This is a genomic window from Nocardioides okcheonensis, from assembly GCF_020991065.1.
GTDB classification, from domain to species: domain Bacteria; phylum Actinomycetota; class Actinomycetes; order Propionibacteriales; family Nocardioidaceae; genus Nocardioides; species Nocardioides okcheonensis.
On the sequence record NZ_CP087710.1, the window covers coordinates 4,336,315 to 4,351,395 of the forward strand.

At 74.0% G+C, this 15,081-nt stretch carries 17 protein-coding genes and 1 other RNA gene; 6 read left to right on the forward strand and 12 right to left on the reverse strand.

Annotation, left to right across the window (positions count from 1 at the left end):
* Both rnpB and map read right to left on the reverse strand, forming a co-directional pair.
* Window positions 1–376, reverse strand: an RNA gene (gene rnpB / locus LN652_RS21185) — RNase P RNA component class A.
* A gap of 22 nt (window positions 377–398) precedes the next feature.
* Complete coding sequence (gene map / locus LN652_RS21190; RefSeq protein ID WP_329958446.1) at window positions 399–1,271, reverse strand: type I methionyl aminopeptidase; 873 nt, start codon at window positions 1,269–1,271, stop codon at window positions 399–401.
* On the opposite strand from map, the gene LN652_RS21195 reads away from it, so the two are divergent.
* Complete coding sequence (locus tag LN652_RS21195) at window positions 1,270–1,494, forward strand: hypothetical protein (RefSeq protein WP_211732604.1); 225 nt, start codon at window positions 1,270–1,272, stop codon at window positions 1,492–1,494. The two genes, map and LN652_RS21195, sit on opposite strands and share 2 nt — an antisense overlap.
* Here LN652_RS21195 and LN652_RS21200 read toward each other — a convergent pair whose 3' ends face one another.
* The 8 genes from LN652_RS21200 to LN652_RS21235 all read right to left on the reverse strand — a co-directional run bounded on the left by LN652_RS21200 (window position 1,495) and on the right by LN652_RS21235 (window position 8,589).
* Entirely contained in the window at window positions 1,495–2,007 is a 513-nt protein-coding gene (locus LN652_RS21200) for a hypothetical protein (protein WP_230442556.1), read from the reverse strand. It abuts the gene before it with no gap.
* Between the two features lie 88 nt (window positions 2,008–2,095).
* Window positions 2,096–2,962 carry a 3-methyl-2-oxobutanoate hydroxymethyltransferase gene (gene panB / locus LN652_RS21205; RefSeq protein ID WP_268932208.1) on the reverse strand — a complete coding sequence of 289 codons (867 nt, stop codon included), beginning with the start codon at window positions 2,960–2,962 and terminating at the stop codon, window positions 2,096–2,098.
* Between the two features lie 105 nt (window positions 2,963–3,067).
* Window positions 3,068–4,258: a PQQ-dependent sugar dehydrogenase gene (locus LN652_RS21210; RefSeq protein ID WP_230442557.1), complete on the reverse strand. Its 1,191-nt coding sequence runs from the start codon at window positions 4,256–4,258 to the stop codon at window positions 3,068–3,070.
* Window positions 4,259–4,325: 67 nt separating this feature from the next.
* A complete protein-coding gene (locus tag LN652_RS21215) occupies window positions 4,326–6,278 on the reverse strand; it encodes an alpha/beta hydrolase (protein ID WP_230442558.1) in 1,953 nt (650 codons plus the stop codon).
* Complete coding sequence (locus LN652_RS21220; RefSeq protein WP_230442559.1) at window positions 6,275–6,571, reverse strand: hypothetical protein; 297 nt, start codon at window positions 6,569–6,571, stop codon at window positions 6,275–6,277. Before LN652_RS21220 ends, LN652_RS21215 begins: the two co-directional genes overlap by 4 nt.
* Entirely contained in the window at window positions 6,568–7,065 is a 498-nt protein-coding gene (locus LN652_RS21225) for a hypothetical protein (RefSeq protein WP_230442560.1), read from the reverse strand. The genes LN652_RS21220 and LN652_RS21225 overlap by 4 nt, the downstream gene beginning before the upstream one ends.
* An 87-nt stretch (window positions 7,066–7,152) precedes the next feature.
* Window positions 7,153–7,662 (reverse strand): hypothetical protein, encoded by a 510-nt coding sequence (locus tag LN652_RS21230; protein WP_230442561.1) that lies wholly within the window; start codon window positions 7,660–7,662, stop codon window positions 7,153–7,155.
* 36 nt (window positions 7,663–7,698) lie between these two features.
* The gene (locus LN652_RS21235; protein WP_230442562.1) at window positions 7,699–8,589 is read right to left on the reverse strand and encodes a GNAT family N-acetyltransferase; all 891 of its coding nucleotides are present in this window, start codon (window positions 8,587–8,589) and stop codon (window positions 7,699–7,701) included.
* Window positions 8,590–8,656: 67 nt separating this feature from the next.
* On the opposite strand from LN652_RS21235, the gene LN652_RS21240 reads away from it, so the two are divergent.
* The 3 genes from LN652_RS21240 to LN652_RS21250 all read left to right on the forward strand — a co-directional run bounded on the left by LN652_RS21240 (window position 8,657) and on the right by LN652_RS21250 (window position 11,820).
* Window positions 8,657–10,699: an NAD(+) synthase gene (locus LN652_RS21240; RefSeq protein WP_230442563.1), complete on the forward strand. Its 2,043-nt coding sequence runs from the start codon at window positions 8,657–8,659 to the stop codon at window positions 10,697–10,699.
* A gap of 304 nt (window positions 10,700–11,003) precedes the next feature.
* Window positions 11,004–11,387 (forward strand): hypothetical protein, encoded by a 384-nt coding sequence (locus LN652_RS21245; protein WP_230442564.1) that lies wholly within the window; start codon window positions 11,004–11,006, stop codon window positions 11,385–11,387.
* A gap of 55 nt (window positions 11,388–11,442) precedes the next feature.
* A complete protein-coding gene (locus tag LN652_RS21250; protein ID WP_230442565.1) occupies window positions 11,443–11,820 on the forward strand; it encodes a hypothetical protein in 378 nt (125 codons plus the stop codon).
* Window positions 11,821–11,846: 26 nt separating this feature from the next.
* Here the strand turns inward: LN652_RS21250 and LN652_RS21255 are convergent, their stop codons facing one another.
* Both LN652_RS21255 and LN652_RS21260 read right to left on the reverse strand, forming a co-directional pair.
* Window positions 11,847–13,148 carry a HAMP domain-containing sensor histidine kinase gene (locus LN652_RS21255; RefSeq protein WP_230442566.1) on the reverse strand — a complete coding sequence of 434 codons (1,302 nt, stop codon included), beginning with the start codon at window positions 13,146–13,148 and terminating at the stop codon, window positions 11,847–11,849.
* Window position 13,149: 1 nt separating this feature from the next.
* Window positions 13,150–13,854: a response regulator transcription factor gene (locus LN652_RS21260; RefSeq protein WP_230442567.1), complete on the reverse strand. Its 705-nt coding sequence runs from the start codon at window positions 13,852–13,854 to the stop codon at window positions 13,150–13,152.
* Between the two features lie 100 nt (window positions 13,855–13,954).
* On the opposite strand from LN652_RS21260, the gene LN652_RS21265 reads away from it, so the two are divergent.
* Together LN652_RS21265 and LN652_RS21270 are read left to right on the forward strand one after the other, a co-directional pair.
* Complete coding sequence (locus LN652_RS21265) at window positions 13,955–14,386, forward strand: hypothetical protein (protein ID WP_230442568.1); 432 nt, start codon at window positions 13,955–13,957, stop codon at window positions 14,384–14,386.
* 74 nt (window positions 14,387–14,460) lie between these two features.
* Complete coding sequence (locus LN652_RS21270) at window positions 14,461–15,063, forward strand: hypothetical protein (RefSeq protein ID WP_230442569.1); 603 nt, start codon at window positions 14,461–14,463, stop codon at window positions 15,061–15,063.
* The last annotated feature ends 18 nt before the right edge of the window (window positions 15,064–15,081 follow it).

The window sequence follows — 15,081 nt, forward strand, 5'->3', positions numbered from 1 at the left end:
GGAGTGGGTCGGCCTGTAGGCCGGGTTCTGTCCCGCTGACGCGGGGGCGACCATCCATCTGCGACGACCGTTGCCGGCCGCCTGGTGCGATCTACCCGGATGCTCGGGCGGGCCGCCCTCGGACGCATCCTGTCTGATCTTGCTCCGGGTGGGGTTTGCCTAGCTGCGCCGGTCGCCCGGCGCACTGGTGGTCTCTTGCACCACCGTTTCACCCTTACCGCACCCCGGCCGGAGCCGAGGCGTGGCGGTCTGTTCTCTGTGGCACTGATCCCGCGGGTTTCCCCGGGTGGCTGTTGGCCACCACCCTGCCCTGTGGAGCCCGGACCTTCCTCGACCCCTCGCTCGCGCGAGGTGCCGCGGCCGCCCGGCCGACCCACTCGGCGAGGAGTCTAGGGGCCTCAGGGGTGGGTGAGCACCTCGGCGCCGGTCTCGGTGACGAGCAGGGTGTGCTCGAACTGCGCGGAGCGGCGCCGGTCCTTGGTCACGACGGTCCAGCCGTCGTCCCACATGTCGTAGTCGGGGGTGCCGAGGTTGAGCATCGGCTCGATCGTGAAGGTCATCCCGACGCGGATCTCGTCGTCGAAGCGCTCGTCGTCGTAGTGGGGGATGATCAGCCCGGAGTGGAACGCGGTGCCGATGCCGTGGCCGGTGAAGTCGCGCACCACGCCGTAGCCGAAGCGCTTGGCGTACGCCTCGATCACCCGGCCGATCACGTTGACCCGACGACCGGGCTTGACCGCCTTGATCGCGCGGTCGAGCGACTCCTTCGTCCGCTCGACGAGCAGCCGGGACTCCTCGTCGACGTCGCCGGCCAGGAAGGTCGCGTTGGTGTCACCGTGGACGCCACCGATGAAGGCGGTGATGTCGATGTTGACGATGTCGCCGTCCTCGACCACGCGGGAGTCGGGGATGCCGTGGCAGATCACCTCGTTGACGCTCGAGCACAGCGACTTCGGGAAGCCGCGGTAGCCGAGCGTCGAGGGGTACGCGCCGTGGTCGCACAGGAACTCGTGGCCGATCCGGTCCAGCTCGTCGGTGGTCACGCCGGGGACGACGTGGGAGCCGACCAGCTCGCGGGCCTGCGCGGCGAGCCGCCCCGCGACGCGCATCCGCTCGATGGTCTCCGCGTCCTTGACCTCCTCGCCGGCGAACCGCTCGGGTGCCGGACGGTCGACGTACTCCGGTCGGGCGATCGTGTCGGGGACGGGACGGCGGGGCGAGATCACGGCGGGGGCTACGGCAGGCACGCGGCGAGTGTAGTTTCGGCGCATGAGCGAGAACGAATACTGGTTCTGCCTGACTCACCACACGGTCGAGGGGCGCGACGGCTGCAAGAACGCCGACCGCCTCGGCCCCTACGCGTCGGCCGACGAGGCCTCCCGCGCGCTGGAGAAGGTCCAGGAGCGCAACGAGGACTGGGACAACGACCCGAAGTGGAACGACGACGGCCCCGGGTCCGGTGACGGCCTCACCGACGGCACGCCGGACAGCTGATCACGCCTTCTTGTTCTTCTTGTCCTTCTTCCGCTTCCCGGGCAGCGGGGCCTGGGCGAGGTCGGCGGCGGCGCGCACGCTCTTGAGCGCCCGCCGGGTGTTCTTGTCCAGGCTCCGGGTCAGCTCGGCGATGGCGGCCTCGTACTGCTGAGCGACGCGCGCGGCCGTCTCGGCGGCGACGCGCTCCGCGGTCTCCTGCGCGACCCGCTGGACCAGGGCGGCGGTGCTGGCGGCCTGGGCGCCCGCGTCGAGCGCGCGCTCGGCGGGTGAGCGTCGGGCCGCCGCTGCCACCGGCTTCGCCGCCGCACTCGACGAGGCGGCCGCCTTCTTCGCGGGCGCCTTCTTCGCGGGCGCCTTCTTGGCGGCGGTCTTCTTCGCGGGCGCCTTCGTGGCGGGCGTCTTCTTCGCGGGCGCCTTCTTCGCGGGCGCCTTCTTCGCCGGTGCCTTCTTGGCGGTCGTCTTCTTCGCCGCGGTCTTCTTCGCGCTCGTCCTGCTGGCCGGGGTCTCGCTCACAGCGTGCTCCTCGCGTCGTCGGACCCCGATCGTCCCGCTGACGCGGGCCGTTGTCACCGGTGAGGCGCCGCCGGCCCGCGTCCCCGGGTCAGAAGGTGTGCTCGGGACCGGGGAAGGTCCCGCCCCGGACGTCGTCGGCGTAGGCGCGCGCGGCGTCGAGCAGGACCTGGTGGACGTCGGCGTACTGCTTGACGAACCGGGCCATCCGACCGGTGCGCAGGCCGAAGGCGTCCTGCCACACGAGGACCTGCCCGTCGCAGCCGGCGCCGGCGCCGATGCCGATGGTCGGGATGGTCAGCTCCTTGCTGATCCGCTCCGCGACGTCGCCCGGCACCATCTCCATCACCACCGCGAACGCGCCGGCGTCCTGCACGGCGCGCGCGTCGGCGACGACCCGGTCGCTCGCGTCGCCGCGCCCCTGGACGCGGTAGCCGCCGAGGGTGTGCTCGCTCTGCGGGGTGAAGCCGATGTGGGCCATCACGGGGATGCCGCCGCGGGTGCACTTCTCGATGACCGGCGCCATCTCGGCGCCACCCTCGAGCTTGACGCAGTGGGCGCCGGCCTCCTTCATGAAGCGGACGGCGGTGAGGTAACCCTGCTCGGGGGAGGCCTGGTAGCTGCCGAACGGCAGGTCGCCGACGACCATCGCCCGCTTCACCGAGCGCGCCACCGCGCGGGTGAGGGGCAGCAGCTCGTCGACGGTGATCGGCAGCGACGTCTCGTTGCCGAGGACGTTGTTGGAGGCGGAGTCGCCGACGAGCAGCAGGTCGATGCCCGCCTCGTCGAAGGTCGCGGCCGTGTACATGTCGTAGGCCGTGAGCATGGTGATCTTCTCGCCGCGCTCCTTCATCTCCCGCAGGTGGTGGGTGCGCACGCGCTTCGCGGGCGGGGCCTGCGGGGAGGTGGTGGCGGGGCCGGAGCCGTACGGGGCGGTCTCCTCGGACTTCTCGGACATGGGCACCTCTCGTCATCTCGCGGCTCCCCGGTGGAGTCCACGGACCACTCGTCAGGCTAGTGCCGAACCCGGGGGTAGCCGCCTGTGTCGAGGCTCACACGCGGCTCAGTGCGGGGAGACGCGCAGCACCCGGTCGTCGCCCCCGTTGTCGGTGGTGAGGAGCAGGTCGCCGTTGCGGGCCGTGGTCACCGACCGCAGCCGGCCGTGGCGCTGGAGCGCCTTCGGGCTCGTGACGGAGACCAGCTCGCCCCGGGCGTCGAAGCGCAGGAAGACGACGCGGGACGCCTTGAGCGCGGCGACGGCGAGGGTGCCGTCGAGGCGCCCCCACTGCCGCCCGCGGACCCAGGCGCCGCCGGAGGTGGCGAGGGTCGGGTCGCCGGACGACCAGCGCGCCTCCTGCTGCTCGCCCGGGAGCGCCTGGTCGGTCATCGGCACCGACTCGTCGTAGCCCGGCACCGGGTTCCAGCCGTAGTCCCCGCCCGGCACGAGCAGGTTGACCTCGTCGTCGCGGGAGCTGCCCTGCTCGACCGACCACAGCGAGCCGTCGGCCCGCTGGGCGAGTCCCTGGACGTTGCGGTGGCCGTAGGTCCACACGAACCGTCGCGCCGTCGTCGCGTCGGCGTACGGGTTGTCGGCCATCGGCTCGCCGGTGCGGCGGTGCACCCGCAACGTCTTGCCGCCGAGGGAGTCGAGGTCGCGCGGGTTGGTGCCGATGGCGGCGTCACCGGTGCCGACGACCAGCGCGTCGGAGTCGCGGTCGAGCAGCAGCCGGCAGCCGCCGTGCCGACCGGACGACGAGGGGAGCCCGGTGAGCACGGTCCGCTGGTGGCTGAGCCGCTTCCACCTCGCGTCGGCGCGCCAGCGGGTGACCTGGACGTGGTTGCCGCCCTCGGTGCTGCCGTGGCAGGCCCACACGGTGCGTCGCGCCGGGTCGACCGCCAGCGACATCAGGCCGGTCTCGCCGGAGACCCACACCAGCCGCGACAGGTCGGCCAGGGTGCGCCGCTTGCCGTTGCGCACCACGCTGATCCGGGCCCGGTCGCGCTCGGAGACCAGGAGCCGGCCGCCGGGGGCCTGCTGGACGTCCCACGGGTGGTCGAGGCGGCGTACGACGGTGCGCACGCGCAGCGCGGGCACCCTCGCGTGGGCCGCCACGGCGGGCGCCGCGGCGCTCGTCCCGGCCGTCCGAGTCGTCGAGGCGGCCGGACCGGTCGCGAGGGTGAGGGCGCTGCCGACGAGGACGGCGACGAGGCCGGGGACGGCGAGGGCGGGGACGGTGGGCGTGCGCGGCTGCATCTGCCGCACGCTACGCCCGGCGCGCGCCCCCGGCCAGCACCCGCGACCCGTGCTCAGGTGCGTGACGTCACGGCCAGCTGTCGGGCCAGGCGTCGCTGAACCGCCGTCCGAGGTCCTCGGCTCCGGACCGCACGCCGTCGACGACCTGACCCGCGCCGTCGACGACACGGCCCGCGCCGTCGACGACGGCGTCGCGCACGCCCTCCAGCGGCTCGACGACGTAGTTCTCGACGGCCTGCTGCGCCTGGTAGGACGCCTCGCTCCCGGCGAAGTCGTAGAGCCGGTCGTGGGCCGGGGTGTCGCGGCCGGGCACGAGGTCCACCTGGTCGTCGCGGTCGATGACGACGTTGGTGATGTTCTCCAGCGACGCCGTGTCGACGTCGAGGTAGCTGGTGTGGCGGTCGAGGATCGCTCCGCCGTCCTGGAGGTGGAACGGCGTGTCGGTGCCGTCCGAGGAGGTGTCGAAGCGGTGGGCGCCGAACCCTGCCTGGCTGGGGTCGTCGCCGAGGCCGAGGTTGCCGAGGTGGACGGTGTCGCCGCCGATGCGGACCGGCACGTCGACGGAGATCTCCCCGCCCAGCCAGGTGACGAAGTCGTTCTCGCGCGACCCGACGAACACCTCGCCCTCCGGCGCGTGGAGGCCGGACACGTCGTGCACCCCGCCACCGGCGCCGGGACTGCCGATGAGCACCAGGGAGTCCTCGTCGAGGCCGTCGGCGGCGGCGTGAGCGGCGGTGGTGGAGCCGTAGCTGTGGCCGATCACCGTGAGGTGGGACTGCCCGGTGGGGCTGTCGCCGTCGTAGGTGGCTCGCAGGCCGTCGACGAAGTCGCTGAGCAGGTGGCCGCCGTTCTCGGCGAGGTCCTCGCGGGTGACCCCGGCGATGTCACCGAGCTCGGCGGTGATGCCCTCCGCGGCGCTGGGGGCGTCGTAGCCCATCCAGGCGATCGCGGCGATGTCCTCGCCCTTGTCGTGGGCGCTCATGAACAGGTTGAGCGCGTCCTGGCCCTGCGAGCCCATCTTGGTCATGTCGTTGGTGAGTCCGGGGACGATCACGGCGGTGTCGTCGGCGGTGTCGGGGTCGCCGTAGCTGACCGCCGCCGCGCCGTCGCCGTCGAAGGCGTGGGGCAGGTAGACCATGAGGTTGGTGTCGACCGGGGTGCCGGCGAGCTCTCCGAGGGCGAGCGCGTCCCGCGTCGCCACCACCCGCTCCAGCCACGCCCGCTCCTGATCGGTGAGGGAGCCGTCGGCCTGCCGCTGGCGCAGGTACTCCTCGTCGCGGTCGATCGTCGCGCGGTTGGCCTCGTCCCGGTCACCGGTGGGGATGCCGTTGGTGTTGCCGACGAGCTCGGGGAACGCGATCGCGAGCGCGGCGCGCTGGGCGTCGGTGAGGGAGAGCCACCAGTCGTTGACCGACCGGGGGTCGGCCTGCGACGCGAGCTGGCGGCGCAGGCCGTCGACGTCGACGCGCGTCGAGTCGTCGCGCGCGTCCCTGCCCTCGGAGGTCGTGTCGAGCGACGCGAGGACCGCGATCACGCGGTCCTCGTCGGCGCGGACCCGCTCGAGCCAGGCCTCGCGGTCGGCGACGATCCGGTCGTGCCGGCGCAGCAGCGCCGCGGCCTCGTCCAGCAGTGCGTCGGCCTGGTCGGCCGGTGCGCCGTCGGCGCGCGACCACAGCGACTCGCGGTCGCGGTTGAAGGCGACGCGCTCGTCGTCGAGCCGGTCGAGCTCGGCGCGCCGCGTGGCCATCTGGTCGAGGTACGCCTCCACGGCGGTGACGGCCTTCTCCAGCGCGGCGACGGCGGCGTCGGCGCGGCGTCCCATCGCGGTCATGGCGTGACCGGCGGCGTCGGCGGCGTTGCCGGTCCACCCGGCGGGCACGCCGTGGGCGGACATCCAGGAGGTCACGTCGGAGGTCGCGACGGCGGCGGCGCGCAGGTCGGTCGCCACGGCCGCGGCCGAGGGGCGTACGTCGGGCTCGGGCCACTCGGGGATCGGGGCAGGGACCTGGATGGTGGTCATCGGTCCGCCCACGGCACGAGGTCCTGCAGGTCGGTAGACGCCTGCTGGTCGGTGGCGAAGAAGTCGAGCCGCACGGCCGAGAGCGCCTGGGAGTGGTGGCCGGCGGCGCGCTCCATGGCGTCGATCTCGGTGCGCCACGTCTCGACGAAGCGGGTCGCCGCGGCGGCCACGCGGGGTCCGAGCTCGGAGACCTCGGCCTGGGCGAGGTTGCGGCTGGCGGAGTGGAGCACGTCGGCCTGCTCGTCCCAGTCGCGCGCGGCCTGGAGGATGACGGGGTAGGGGACCTGGGTCACGACCGGTCACCGTCCTCGGACCACGCCGCGTCGGCGACCGGGCGCGAGGTGAGGACGAGCTCGACGCCGCCCTCGACGACGCGGGCCACGAGGCGGTGACCGTCGCGGAACGCCTCGAGCGTGGGCCTCTCCTGCCGCTCCAGCGGCGCCGCCCGCCAGCCCAGGTCGAGGAGCGCCTGGCCCACGCGCCGCAGCTCGGGGACCTCCCGCCCGGGCGCCGGGAAGGACGTCGCCACCGTGAGGTGCTGCTGCGCGGCCTCCTCGTGGTGCTTCCAGAAGCGGACAGCCACGGGGAGGTCCGTGCCCAGGGCGACGCCGAGCACCCGCAGCGCCTCGAGCGCGTCGTCGGCCACGGCCTCCGGGTCGCCGGTCCAGGCGTCGGCGTCGGCCGGACGCACCCGCGTCGGTGGGAGCAGGACGACGTCGACGTCGGGGTGCCGCTCGCGCAGGACCCGGAAGAACGGGTCCGCGGCGGCGGGATCAGCAGCAGCCATGCAGGCACCATGCCCCGCCTGCGGCGGGGGAAACCTCCGCGACGCCGTCCTGTGGGCGGTCCGGCGGGAGGCCGGGGACGCGACGGCTCAGAGGTCGCCGGAGAGGTCGACCGTGCCCCGCAGCCGCGCCTCGTCGGTGTCGGCGTCGGAGAACGCGACGCACGGCGCGGTGAGGGTCAGGCGCCACTCGACGCCGTCGTCGGTGCGACGTCCGCGCTGGACGAGGAGGTCGAGGCCCTCGCGGGTGGCGCCGACGCTGGTCTCCTCGACGGTGTCCGTGAGCTCCCAGCCCGCGTCGGCCAGCTCGCTGCGCAGCGCGTCGGTGCCCCCGCCCCACGACGCTGCGTCGCCGGTCACGCCGCCGGTGACGACGTACTCGAACGTGTGGTTGCCCAGGTCGCACGACAGGTGCCGGCCGCCGAACGTGCCGGTCGCGGCGCCGAGCGCCGAGGCCATCGCCGGCTTCGCGGACTGCAGCGCGTCGAGACCGGCCTGCTCCTGCGTCGCCGGGTCGCTCAGCTCGCGCCCCGCCCGCCCATCGCCCCCGCTGCACGCCGTCAGCAGCACCATGACCACCATCGCCCCCAGGATCCGCATGCTCCCGAGCCTAGGGCCTCCCTCCGACGCGCCGGATCAGGTGAGCGGCAGCGCGCGCGCCACCATCGTGCTGCGGCGGGTGGTGGCGTAGCCCAGCCGGGTGTTGAGGGTCCGCATCGCGGCGTTGCCGTCCTGCGTCCAGGTGTAGACCTCGGCGATGCCGTGCTCGGCGGCCCAGTGCAGGGCGAGGAGCTTGAGGTGGATCGCGAGCCCGCGCCCGCGCCAGTCGCGGCGTACGGCCGTGAGGGCGTTCTCGGCGCGGTCCGTCACGTCGGTGTCGACCTCGAGGCCCGCGCAGCCGACCACCTCGCCGTCGTGGAGGGCGAGGAACATCGGGTCGCCGAGCCACGACGTCGCCCACCGGTCGGGCGTGACGTCGAGCGCCGTCGACAGCGCGAAGTCGCCCGTCGCCTCGCGGCCGAAGCGGTCGTACGACGCCTCCCACAGGCCGGGCCGCTCGCTCGCGAGCACCACCTCGACGCCCTCCGGCGCGTCCGGCACGGGCGGCAGGTCCACGACCGCGCGGGTCTGCTCGACCTCGTGGTCGGTGTCCTCGAAGCCGAGGCAGTGGGCGAAGGCCAGCGAGTCGTCGTCGTCGACGGTGGCGCGGACCCTCATCAGGTCGTGGGCCTCGAGGTGGTGCGCGAGCCGCTCGAGGAGGGCGGTGCCGATCCGCCGGCGCCGGTAGCCCGGGAGCACCCGCGGCGCCACCGACCCGGTGCCGGCGGAGTCGGACAGGTCGGCGAGTCCCGACCCCACCACCACACCGTCCTCCCGGGCGACGAGCATCAGCCGGGTCGCGCGCTCGTCCTGCCGGCGCAGCTCGTCGGCCGGGTCGCAGCGCTCGTAGGGCAGGACGGCGAGGCGGACCGAGCGCCACGCCTCGTAGTCGGCGTCCGTGCGGCACGCCGTGATCTCGAGGGGCATGGGTGCACCCTCTCCGTCCCGCGCGGGGTAGTCCAGCGAGATTCGGCCGCTTCCCTAGAGTGAGCGCGTGGACTTCTACTCCGCCTACGCCCAGGGGTTCGCCCGGGTCGCGGCCGTCACCCTGCCGGTGCACCTCGCGGACCCCGCGGCCAACGCCGCCGCGGTCCTCGAGCAGGCCCGGGCCTGCCACGACGAGCACGTGGCGGTCGCGGTCTTCCCCGAGCTGTGCCTGACCGGCTACTCCGTCGACGACCTCTTCCTGCAGGACACCCTGCTCGCGGGCGTCGAGGAGGCGATCGCGGAGATCGTCGCGGCCAGCGCCGACCTGATGACCGTGCTCGTGGTGGGTGCGCCGCTGGTGCAGGGCAACCGGGTGCACAACTGCGCGGTCGTCGTGCACCGCGGCACGATCCTCGGCGTCGCGCCGAAGTCGTACCTGCCGAACTACCGCGAGTTCTACGAGCGGCGCTGGTTCGCGCCGGGCGACGACCGCGAGCTGGAGTGGATCACCGTCGCCGGGCACGACGTGCGCTTCGGGCCCGACCTGGTCTTCCGCTGCCTCGACGTCCCGGGGCTCGACCTGCACGTCGAGGTCTGCGAGGACATGTGGGTGCCGGTCCCGCCGAGCGCGGAGGCCGCGCTGGCCGGGGCGACCGTGCTGGCCAACCTCAGCGGGTCGCCGATCACCGTCGCGCGCGCCGAGGACCGGCGGCTGCTGGTGCGGAGCGCGAGCGCGCGCTGCTCCGCGGCGTACGTCTACGCCGCGGCCGGCCAGGGCGAGTCGACGACCGACCTGAGCTGGGACGGCCAGACGCTCGTCTACGAGTGCGGCGACCTGCTCGGCGAGGGCGAGCGGTTCCCCGACGGCCCGCGCCGCACGGTCGTCGACGTCGACCTCGACCGGCTGCGCCAGGAGCGGATCCGCCAGGGCTCCTTCGACGACAACCGCCGCACCCACCACGAGCGGGTCCAGCGCTTCCGCACCGTGGAGTGGGAGCTCGAGCCGCCGGCCGGCGACATCGGGCTGCTGCGCAAGGTCGACCGCTTCCCGTTCGTCCCCGACGACCCCGAGCGGCTCGAGCTCGACTGCTACGAGGCCTACAACATCCAGGTCTCCGGGCTCGAGCGGCGCCTCGCCTCCATCGGCGCACCCAAGGCGGTCATCGGCGTCAGCGGCGGCCTCGACTCGACGCACGCGCTGATCGTCGCGTGCAAGGCGATGGACCGGCTCGGCCGCCCGCGCAGCGACGTGCTCGCCTTCACCATGCCCGGCTTCGCGACCGGCGCCACCTCCAAGGCGTACGCCACCCGCCTCTCGCAGGCCCTCGGCGTCACCTTCGAGGAGCTCGACATCCGGCCCGCCGCCGAGCAGATGCTGCGCGACATGGGCCACCCCTTCGGCCGCGGCGAGAAGGTCTACGACGTCACCTTCGAGAACGTGCAGGCCGGCCTGCGCTACGACTACCTCTTCCGGCTCGCCAACCAGCGCGGCGGCATCGTCGTCGGCACCGGAGACCTGTCCGAGCTCGCGCTGGGCTGGTGCACCTACGGCGTCGGCGACCAGATGTCGCACTACACGGTCAACGCGGGCGTGCCGAAGACGCTCGTGCAGCACCTGATCCGCTGGGTGATCTCGCACGGCGAGTTCGAGCCCGCCGTCGGCGACGTGCTCGGCGAGATCCTGCAGCAGGAGATCACCCCGGAGCTGATCCCCACCGAGGAGGGCGCCAAGCCGCAGGCCACCGAGGACTCGGTGGGGCCCTACAACCTCCAGGACTTCACCCTCGCCCACGTCGTGCGCAGCGGCCTCCGGCCGCGCAAGATCGCCTTCCTGGCCTGGCACGCGTGGAAGGACCCCGAGACGGGGGAGTGGCCGCCCGGCTTCCCCGACGACGCGCGCGTGGCCTACTCGCTCGAGGACGTCCGACGCTGGATGGAGGTCTTCGTCAAGCGCTTCTTCGCCAACCAGTTCAAGCGCTCCGCGCTGCCCAACGGCCCCAAGGTCAGTGCGATCGGCACGATGAGCCCGCGCGGCGACTGGCGGATGCCCAGCGACGCGAAGGGCACCGCCTGGCTGGCCGAGATCGAGCGGGACGTCCCGAGCTCCTGAGGCCCGAGCTTCTGAGGCCGAGCGCCTCGGGCCCGACCTCCTGAGGCCCGAGCGGTGCGTGAGGGGGATTCCCAGCCCTCGGAATCCTCCTCACTCACCGCTGGCGGGCGTGTCGGCGTACGCCACGCCGGTGAGCGGTGCGTGACGGGGATTCCTGGACCGGCAAATCCCCCTCACTCACCGCTCAGGAGGGCGAGTCGGACGCCTTAGCCCGGCCTTAGCGGTCGGCTGGAGCGCGGTTAGCCGCGCTCGTACGAACCTCCTTCCATGACGCCGACCGGCGTCGAGGACACAGGAGGACATCGTGGCGAAGAAGGCAGTCATCGGCGGGGTCGCAGCGGCCGCGGTCGTGGTCGGGCTCGGGACCTGGTGGGTCGTCGACGACCGCGCCGAGGCCCAGGCGACCGAGCGCGGCACCTGCGGTGGCGCGACCTGGGAGCTGAGCGCGGAGGACGAGGACGGCGGGACCGAGGTCAGCGCCGAGCTCCAGTCGGCCGGCCCCGGCGAGGCCTGGCAGGTCGAGCTCGTGCGCGGCGACACCGCGCTGCTCACCGGCGAGCGCACCACCGACGAGGACGGCGAGATCGACGTCGACGCCTTCGCCTCCGGCGCCCCCGGTGACGCGACCTACGCCGTCACCTTCACCCCCGCTGAGGGCGAGCCCTGCACGGCGACCCTCGGTTCCTGACGCACCGCACCCCATCCCGAGACCCCCGCACCACCCCCACCCTGAGGAGAGACCCATGAAGAAGACGCTCATCGCCGGCACCGCCGTGCTCGCCACCGCCGCCGGCAGCGCCGTCGCCCTCGCCGCCCCGGCCAGCGCGGACGTCGAGCGCCGCGGCACCTGCGCCGGCGCGACCTACGAGCTCAACGTCGACCGCGAGCGCGGCGGCTGGGACGTCGACGCCGACATCGAGGGCGCCCGCGCCTTCAGCGACTGGAAGGTCACCATCCGCCACGACGGCAAGGTCGCCGTGTCGCGGACCCTGACGGCCGACGACGAGGGCGAGCTCGACCTCGACGCCTTCCGCCGCAACACCGCCGGCAAGGACGTCTTCAAGCTCACCGTGACGCCGGCCGGTGGCTCGTCCTGCTCCACGAAGGTCACCGTGCGCTGAGCCGCAGCCACGGGCAGGAGCCCGGGTCAGCCCGTCCGCAAGGTGACGGCGACCCGGGCTCCTCCCATGTCCGAGGGGCCGGCGACCAGCGCACCGCCGGAGTCCTCGGCGGTGCGCGCCGCGATCGACAGCCCGAGCCCGGTGGAGCCGGCGCCGCTCGCGCCGCGGCCGGTGACGTCGAGGTCGGGGGGAAGCCCCGGGCCGGCGTCCTCCACGACCAGCTCGACCCGGTCGTCGGCGGCGCCGAGCGTGACCCGCACCGTGGCGTCGTCGGGCGTGTGTGAGAAGACGTTGTCGAGCAGCACGTCGACCAGCGCCTCGAGGTCGGCACGGCTCGCGCGCAGCAACGGCCCGGCGTCGGCGAGGTCGGTCTCCCACGGCCGGCCGAGGTCCTCGGCGAGCGGCGCCCAGTGGCGTACGCGCTCGGCGAGCACCGCGACGGCGTCGGTGCGCGGGTCGAGCCCCTCACGCTCCGAGCGTCGCGCCTCCCGGACGATCTCGTCGACCGTGGCCTGCAGGGCGTCGAGGTCGCCGCCTAGCCGTTCGCGCAGGTCGTCGTCGCGGACCGACTCGACCCGCAGGCGCAGCGCCGTGACGGGCGTGCGGAGCCGGTGGGACAGGTCGGCGACGTTCTCGCGCTCGCGCGCCAGCAGCAGCTGGATCCGGCCGACGAGCCGGTCGATCGCGCCGCCCAGCTCGCGCACCTCGACCGGACCGGACGCGTCCGGCACGGGCGCGATCGACCCGGTGGTCCCGAGGGTCTGGGTGTGCTCGGCCAGCCGCCGGATCGGCTGGACGAACGAGCGCCCCAGCCGGTCGACGACGACCAGCGAGCCGGCCAGCAGGGTGAGGCCGAGCAGCGCGAGCAGGCCCCACGCCACGCCGACCGACGAGGTGATGCCGGGCTCCTCGACGACGACCCGGATCACCGGCGTCTGCGCGGGGAGCGCTGAGGAGCCGCCGCGGGAGACCGGGACGAGGATCTGCGAGCCGCCGGGCACGTCGTCGACGCGGGCCCGCCCGGTGTTGCGGGCGTCGAGGACCCGGTCGTCCTCGCCCTGGTCGGGCCCGACGTCGGCGCCTGAGGGGTAGAGCACGGTGACCCGGGTGGGGGAGTCGCCGGCGTTGAGCCGGTCGAGGTAGACCGACACCGAGCCGCGGTCGTCGTAGCGCGAGACCACCGTCTCCACGGCCTGCACCTCCAGCGCGGCCCGGGCCAGCCGGTCCTCGAGGGCATAGCTGCGCACCAGGATCGCCATCGGCACCAGCATCGCCAGCAGGACCATCGAGATCGCGGCACCGGCGGTGACCAGCAGGCTGCGGCGCACCTCAGCCGCCCCGCGGGTCCGGGGGCTCGGGGGCCGCGAGGCGTACGCCGACACCGCGCACCGTGGTCAGGTAGCGCGGCTCCGCGGCCGTCTCGCCGAGCTTGCGGCGCAGCCACGACAGGTGCACGTCGACGGTCTTGTCCGACCCGCCCCAGGGCTGGCGCCACACCTCGACCAGCAGGTCGCGCTTGGTGACCACCTCGCCCGGCCGCTCGGCGAGGTGGGCGAGCAGGTCGAACTCCCGGGGTGTCAGGTCGACCTCCGCGCCGTCGAGGTGGACCCGGCGACCGGCCACGTCGAGCGAGAGGCCACCGACGGTGAGGGTGGTCGGCCGCTGCCGCCCGGCCTCCACCCTGCGCAGCACCGCGCGCACGCGCGCGTCGAGCTGGGCGGAGGTGAAGGGCTTGACGACGTAGTCGTCGGCACCGGCGTCGAGCGCGCCGACCAGCGACGGGTCGTCGTCGCGGGCACTGGCGATGATGACCGGCACCTGGCTGACGCCGCGCAGCATCGAGAGCACCTGGGTGCCGTCGACGTCGGGCAGGCCCAGGTCGAGCACGACGAGGTCGGGGGAGGAGTCGACGGCGAGCTGCAGGCCGGCCATCCCGCTCGGCGCGGAGGTCACGGTGTGCCCGCACTCGCGCAGGCCCTTGACCAGCAACGGCCGGATCCGGTCGTCGTCCTCGATGATCAGCACCTCGGCCACGCCGAGAACCTACCGGTCGAACCACGCGCGGGGTCCGCCTTAGCCGTCCCTTAACCACCACCTCACCCCGCGCTGAGGTCGCACCCGGCACGATGTCCGCGTGAGGCGTCGGATGCTGCTCGTCGGGCTGTGGGCGGCCACCACCGCGGTGGCCGTGGTGCTCGGCGTGCTCGCGGTGTCCACCGTCGGCGCGACGATCCGGGACCGCGGGCCCGTCGGTGACGAGGTGGCCGAGGACCTCTCGGCCCCGCCCGCGCAGCCTCCGTCGACGGACGCCCCGGCGGTGCGCGAGGAGATCACCGGCGAGTACGGCGGCTTCGTCGTGGAGTGCCGCCGCGCCTGGGCGTACGGCGTCGCGGCCCGCCCCGACCGCGCGGCCGGCTGGCGGGTGGTGAGCTGGGAGAAGGGACCGGACGACGACGTCGACGCCGTCTTCAGCAACGGCCGCAGCTCCGTCGACCTCGAGGTGTTCTGCAACCAGGGTCGGCCCACGGTCTCCGAGCTCGAGCGCAACACCCTCGGCGAGGACTGACCGCCCCGCGGTGCAACGCACCGGGCCCCGCGCGCGTCCTCACCTGTGAGACCTCCTCACGGGAAGACACGACCATGACCTCACGCCTGCTCTCGGGAGCACTGCTCACCGCCCTCCTCCTGCCGGCGGCCGCGGCACCGGCCCTCGCCGGACCCGCGCCGGACGCTTCCGACCGCGCCGTCGCCCGGACCACCCTGACGATCAACGCCCCGGGCTGCGAGGGGTGCGAGATCACCGCCCAGTCCGCCCTCACCTCCGACTACGAGGACGTGTGGCAGTCGTCGCCCGTCGAGGTCGTCGACGGCGTGGCGACCTTCCGCGTCCCCACCGACCGCACCGCCGGCCTGTCCCTGTCGCTCCGAGCCCCGTGGGAGCGGCGCCTGGGCTACGTCACCGTCGTCGCGATGCGCTACGCCGGCACGCAGGCCGGCGACGTGGTGAGCAAGCGCGAGGCACGCGGCAAGCGGCGGGCCAGCGCGTGCTGGGCCGGCACGACGGAGCCGTCCTACGAGATGACCCTGCGCACGCGCAAGGTGCGGGTGGTCGGCGTCGGTCCCGGCAGGGTCCCGGGCACGCTCGCGTGGGCGCACACCACCCAGGACTGGCTGGCGCCGGTGCGGAGGGTCTTCGACGGCGTGATGGGCGGCCAGGACATCGACTTCTGCGAGCCCGCCTGACCCGCGCCCCTGGCCCCT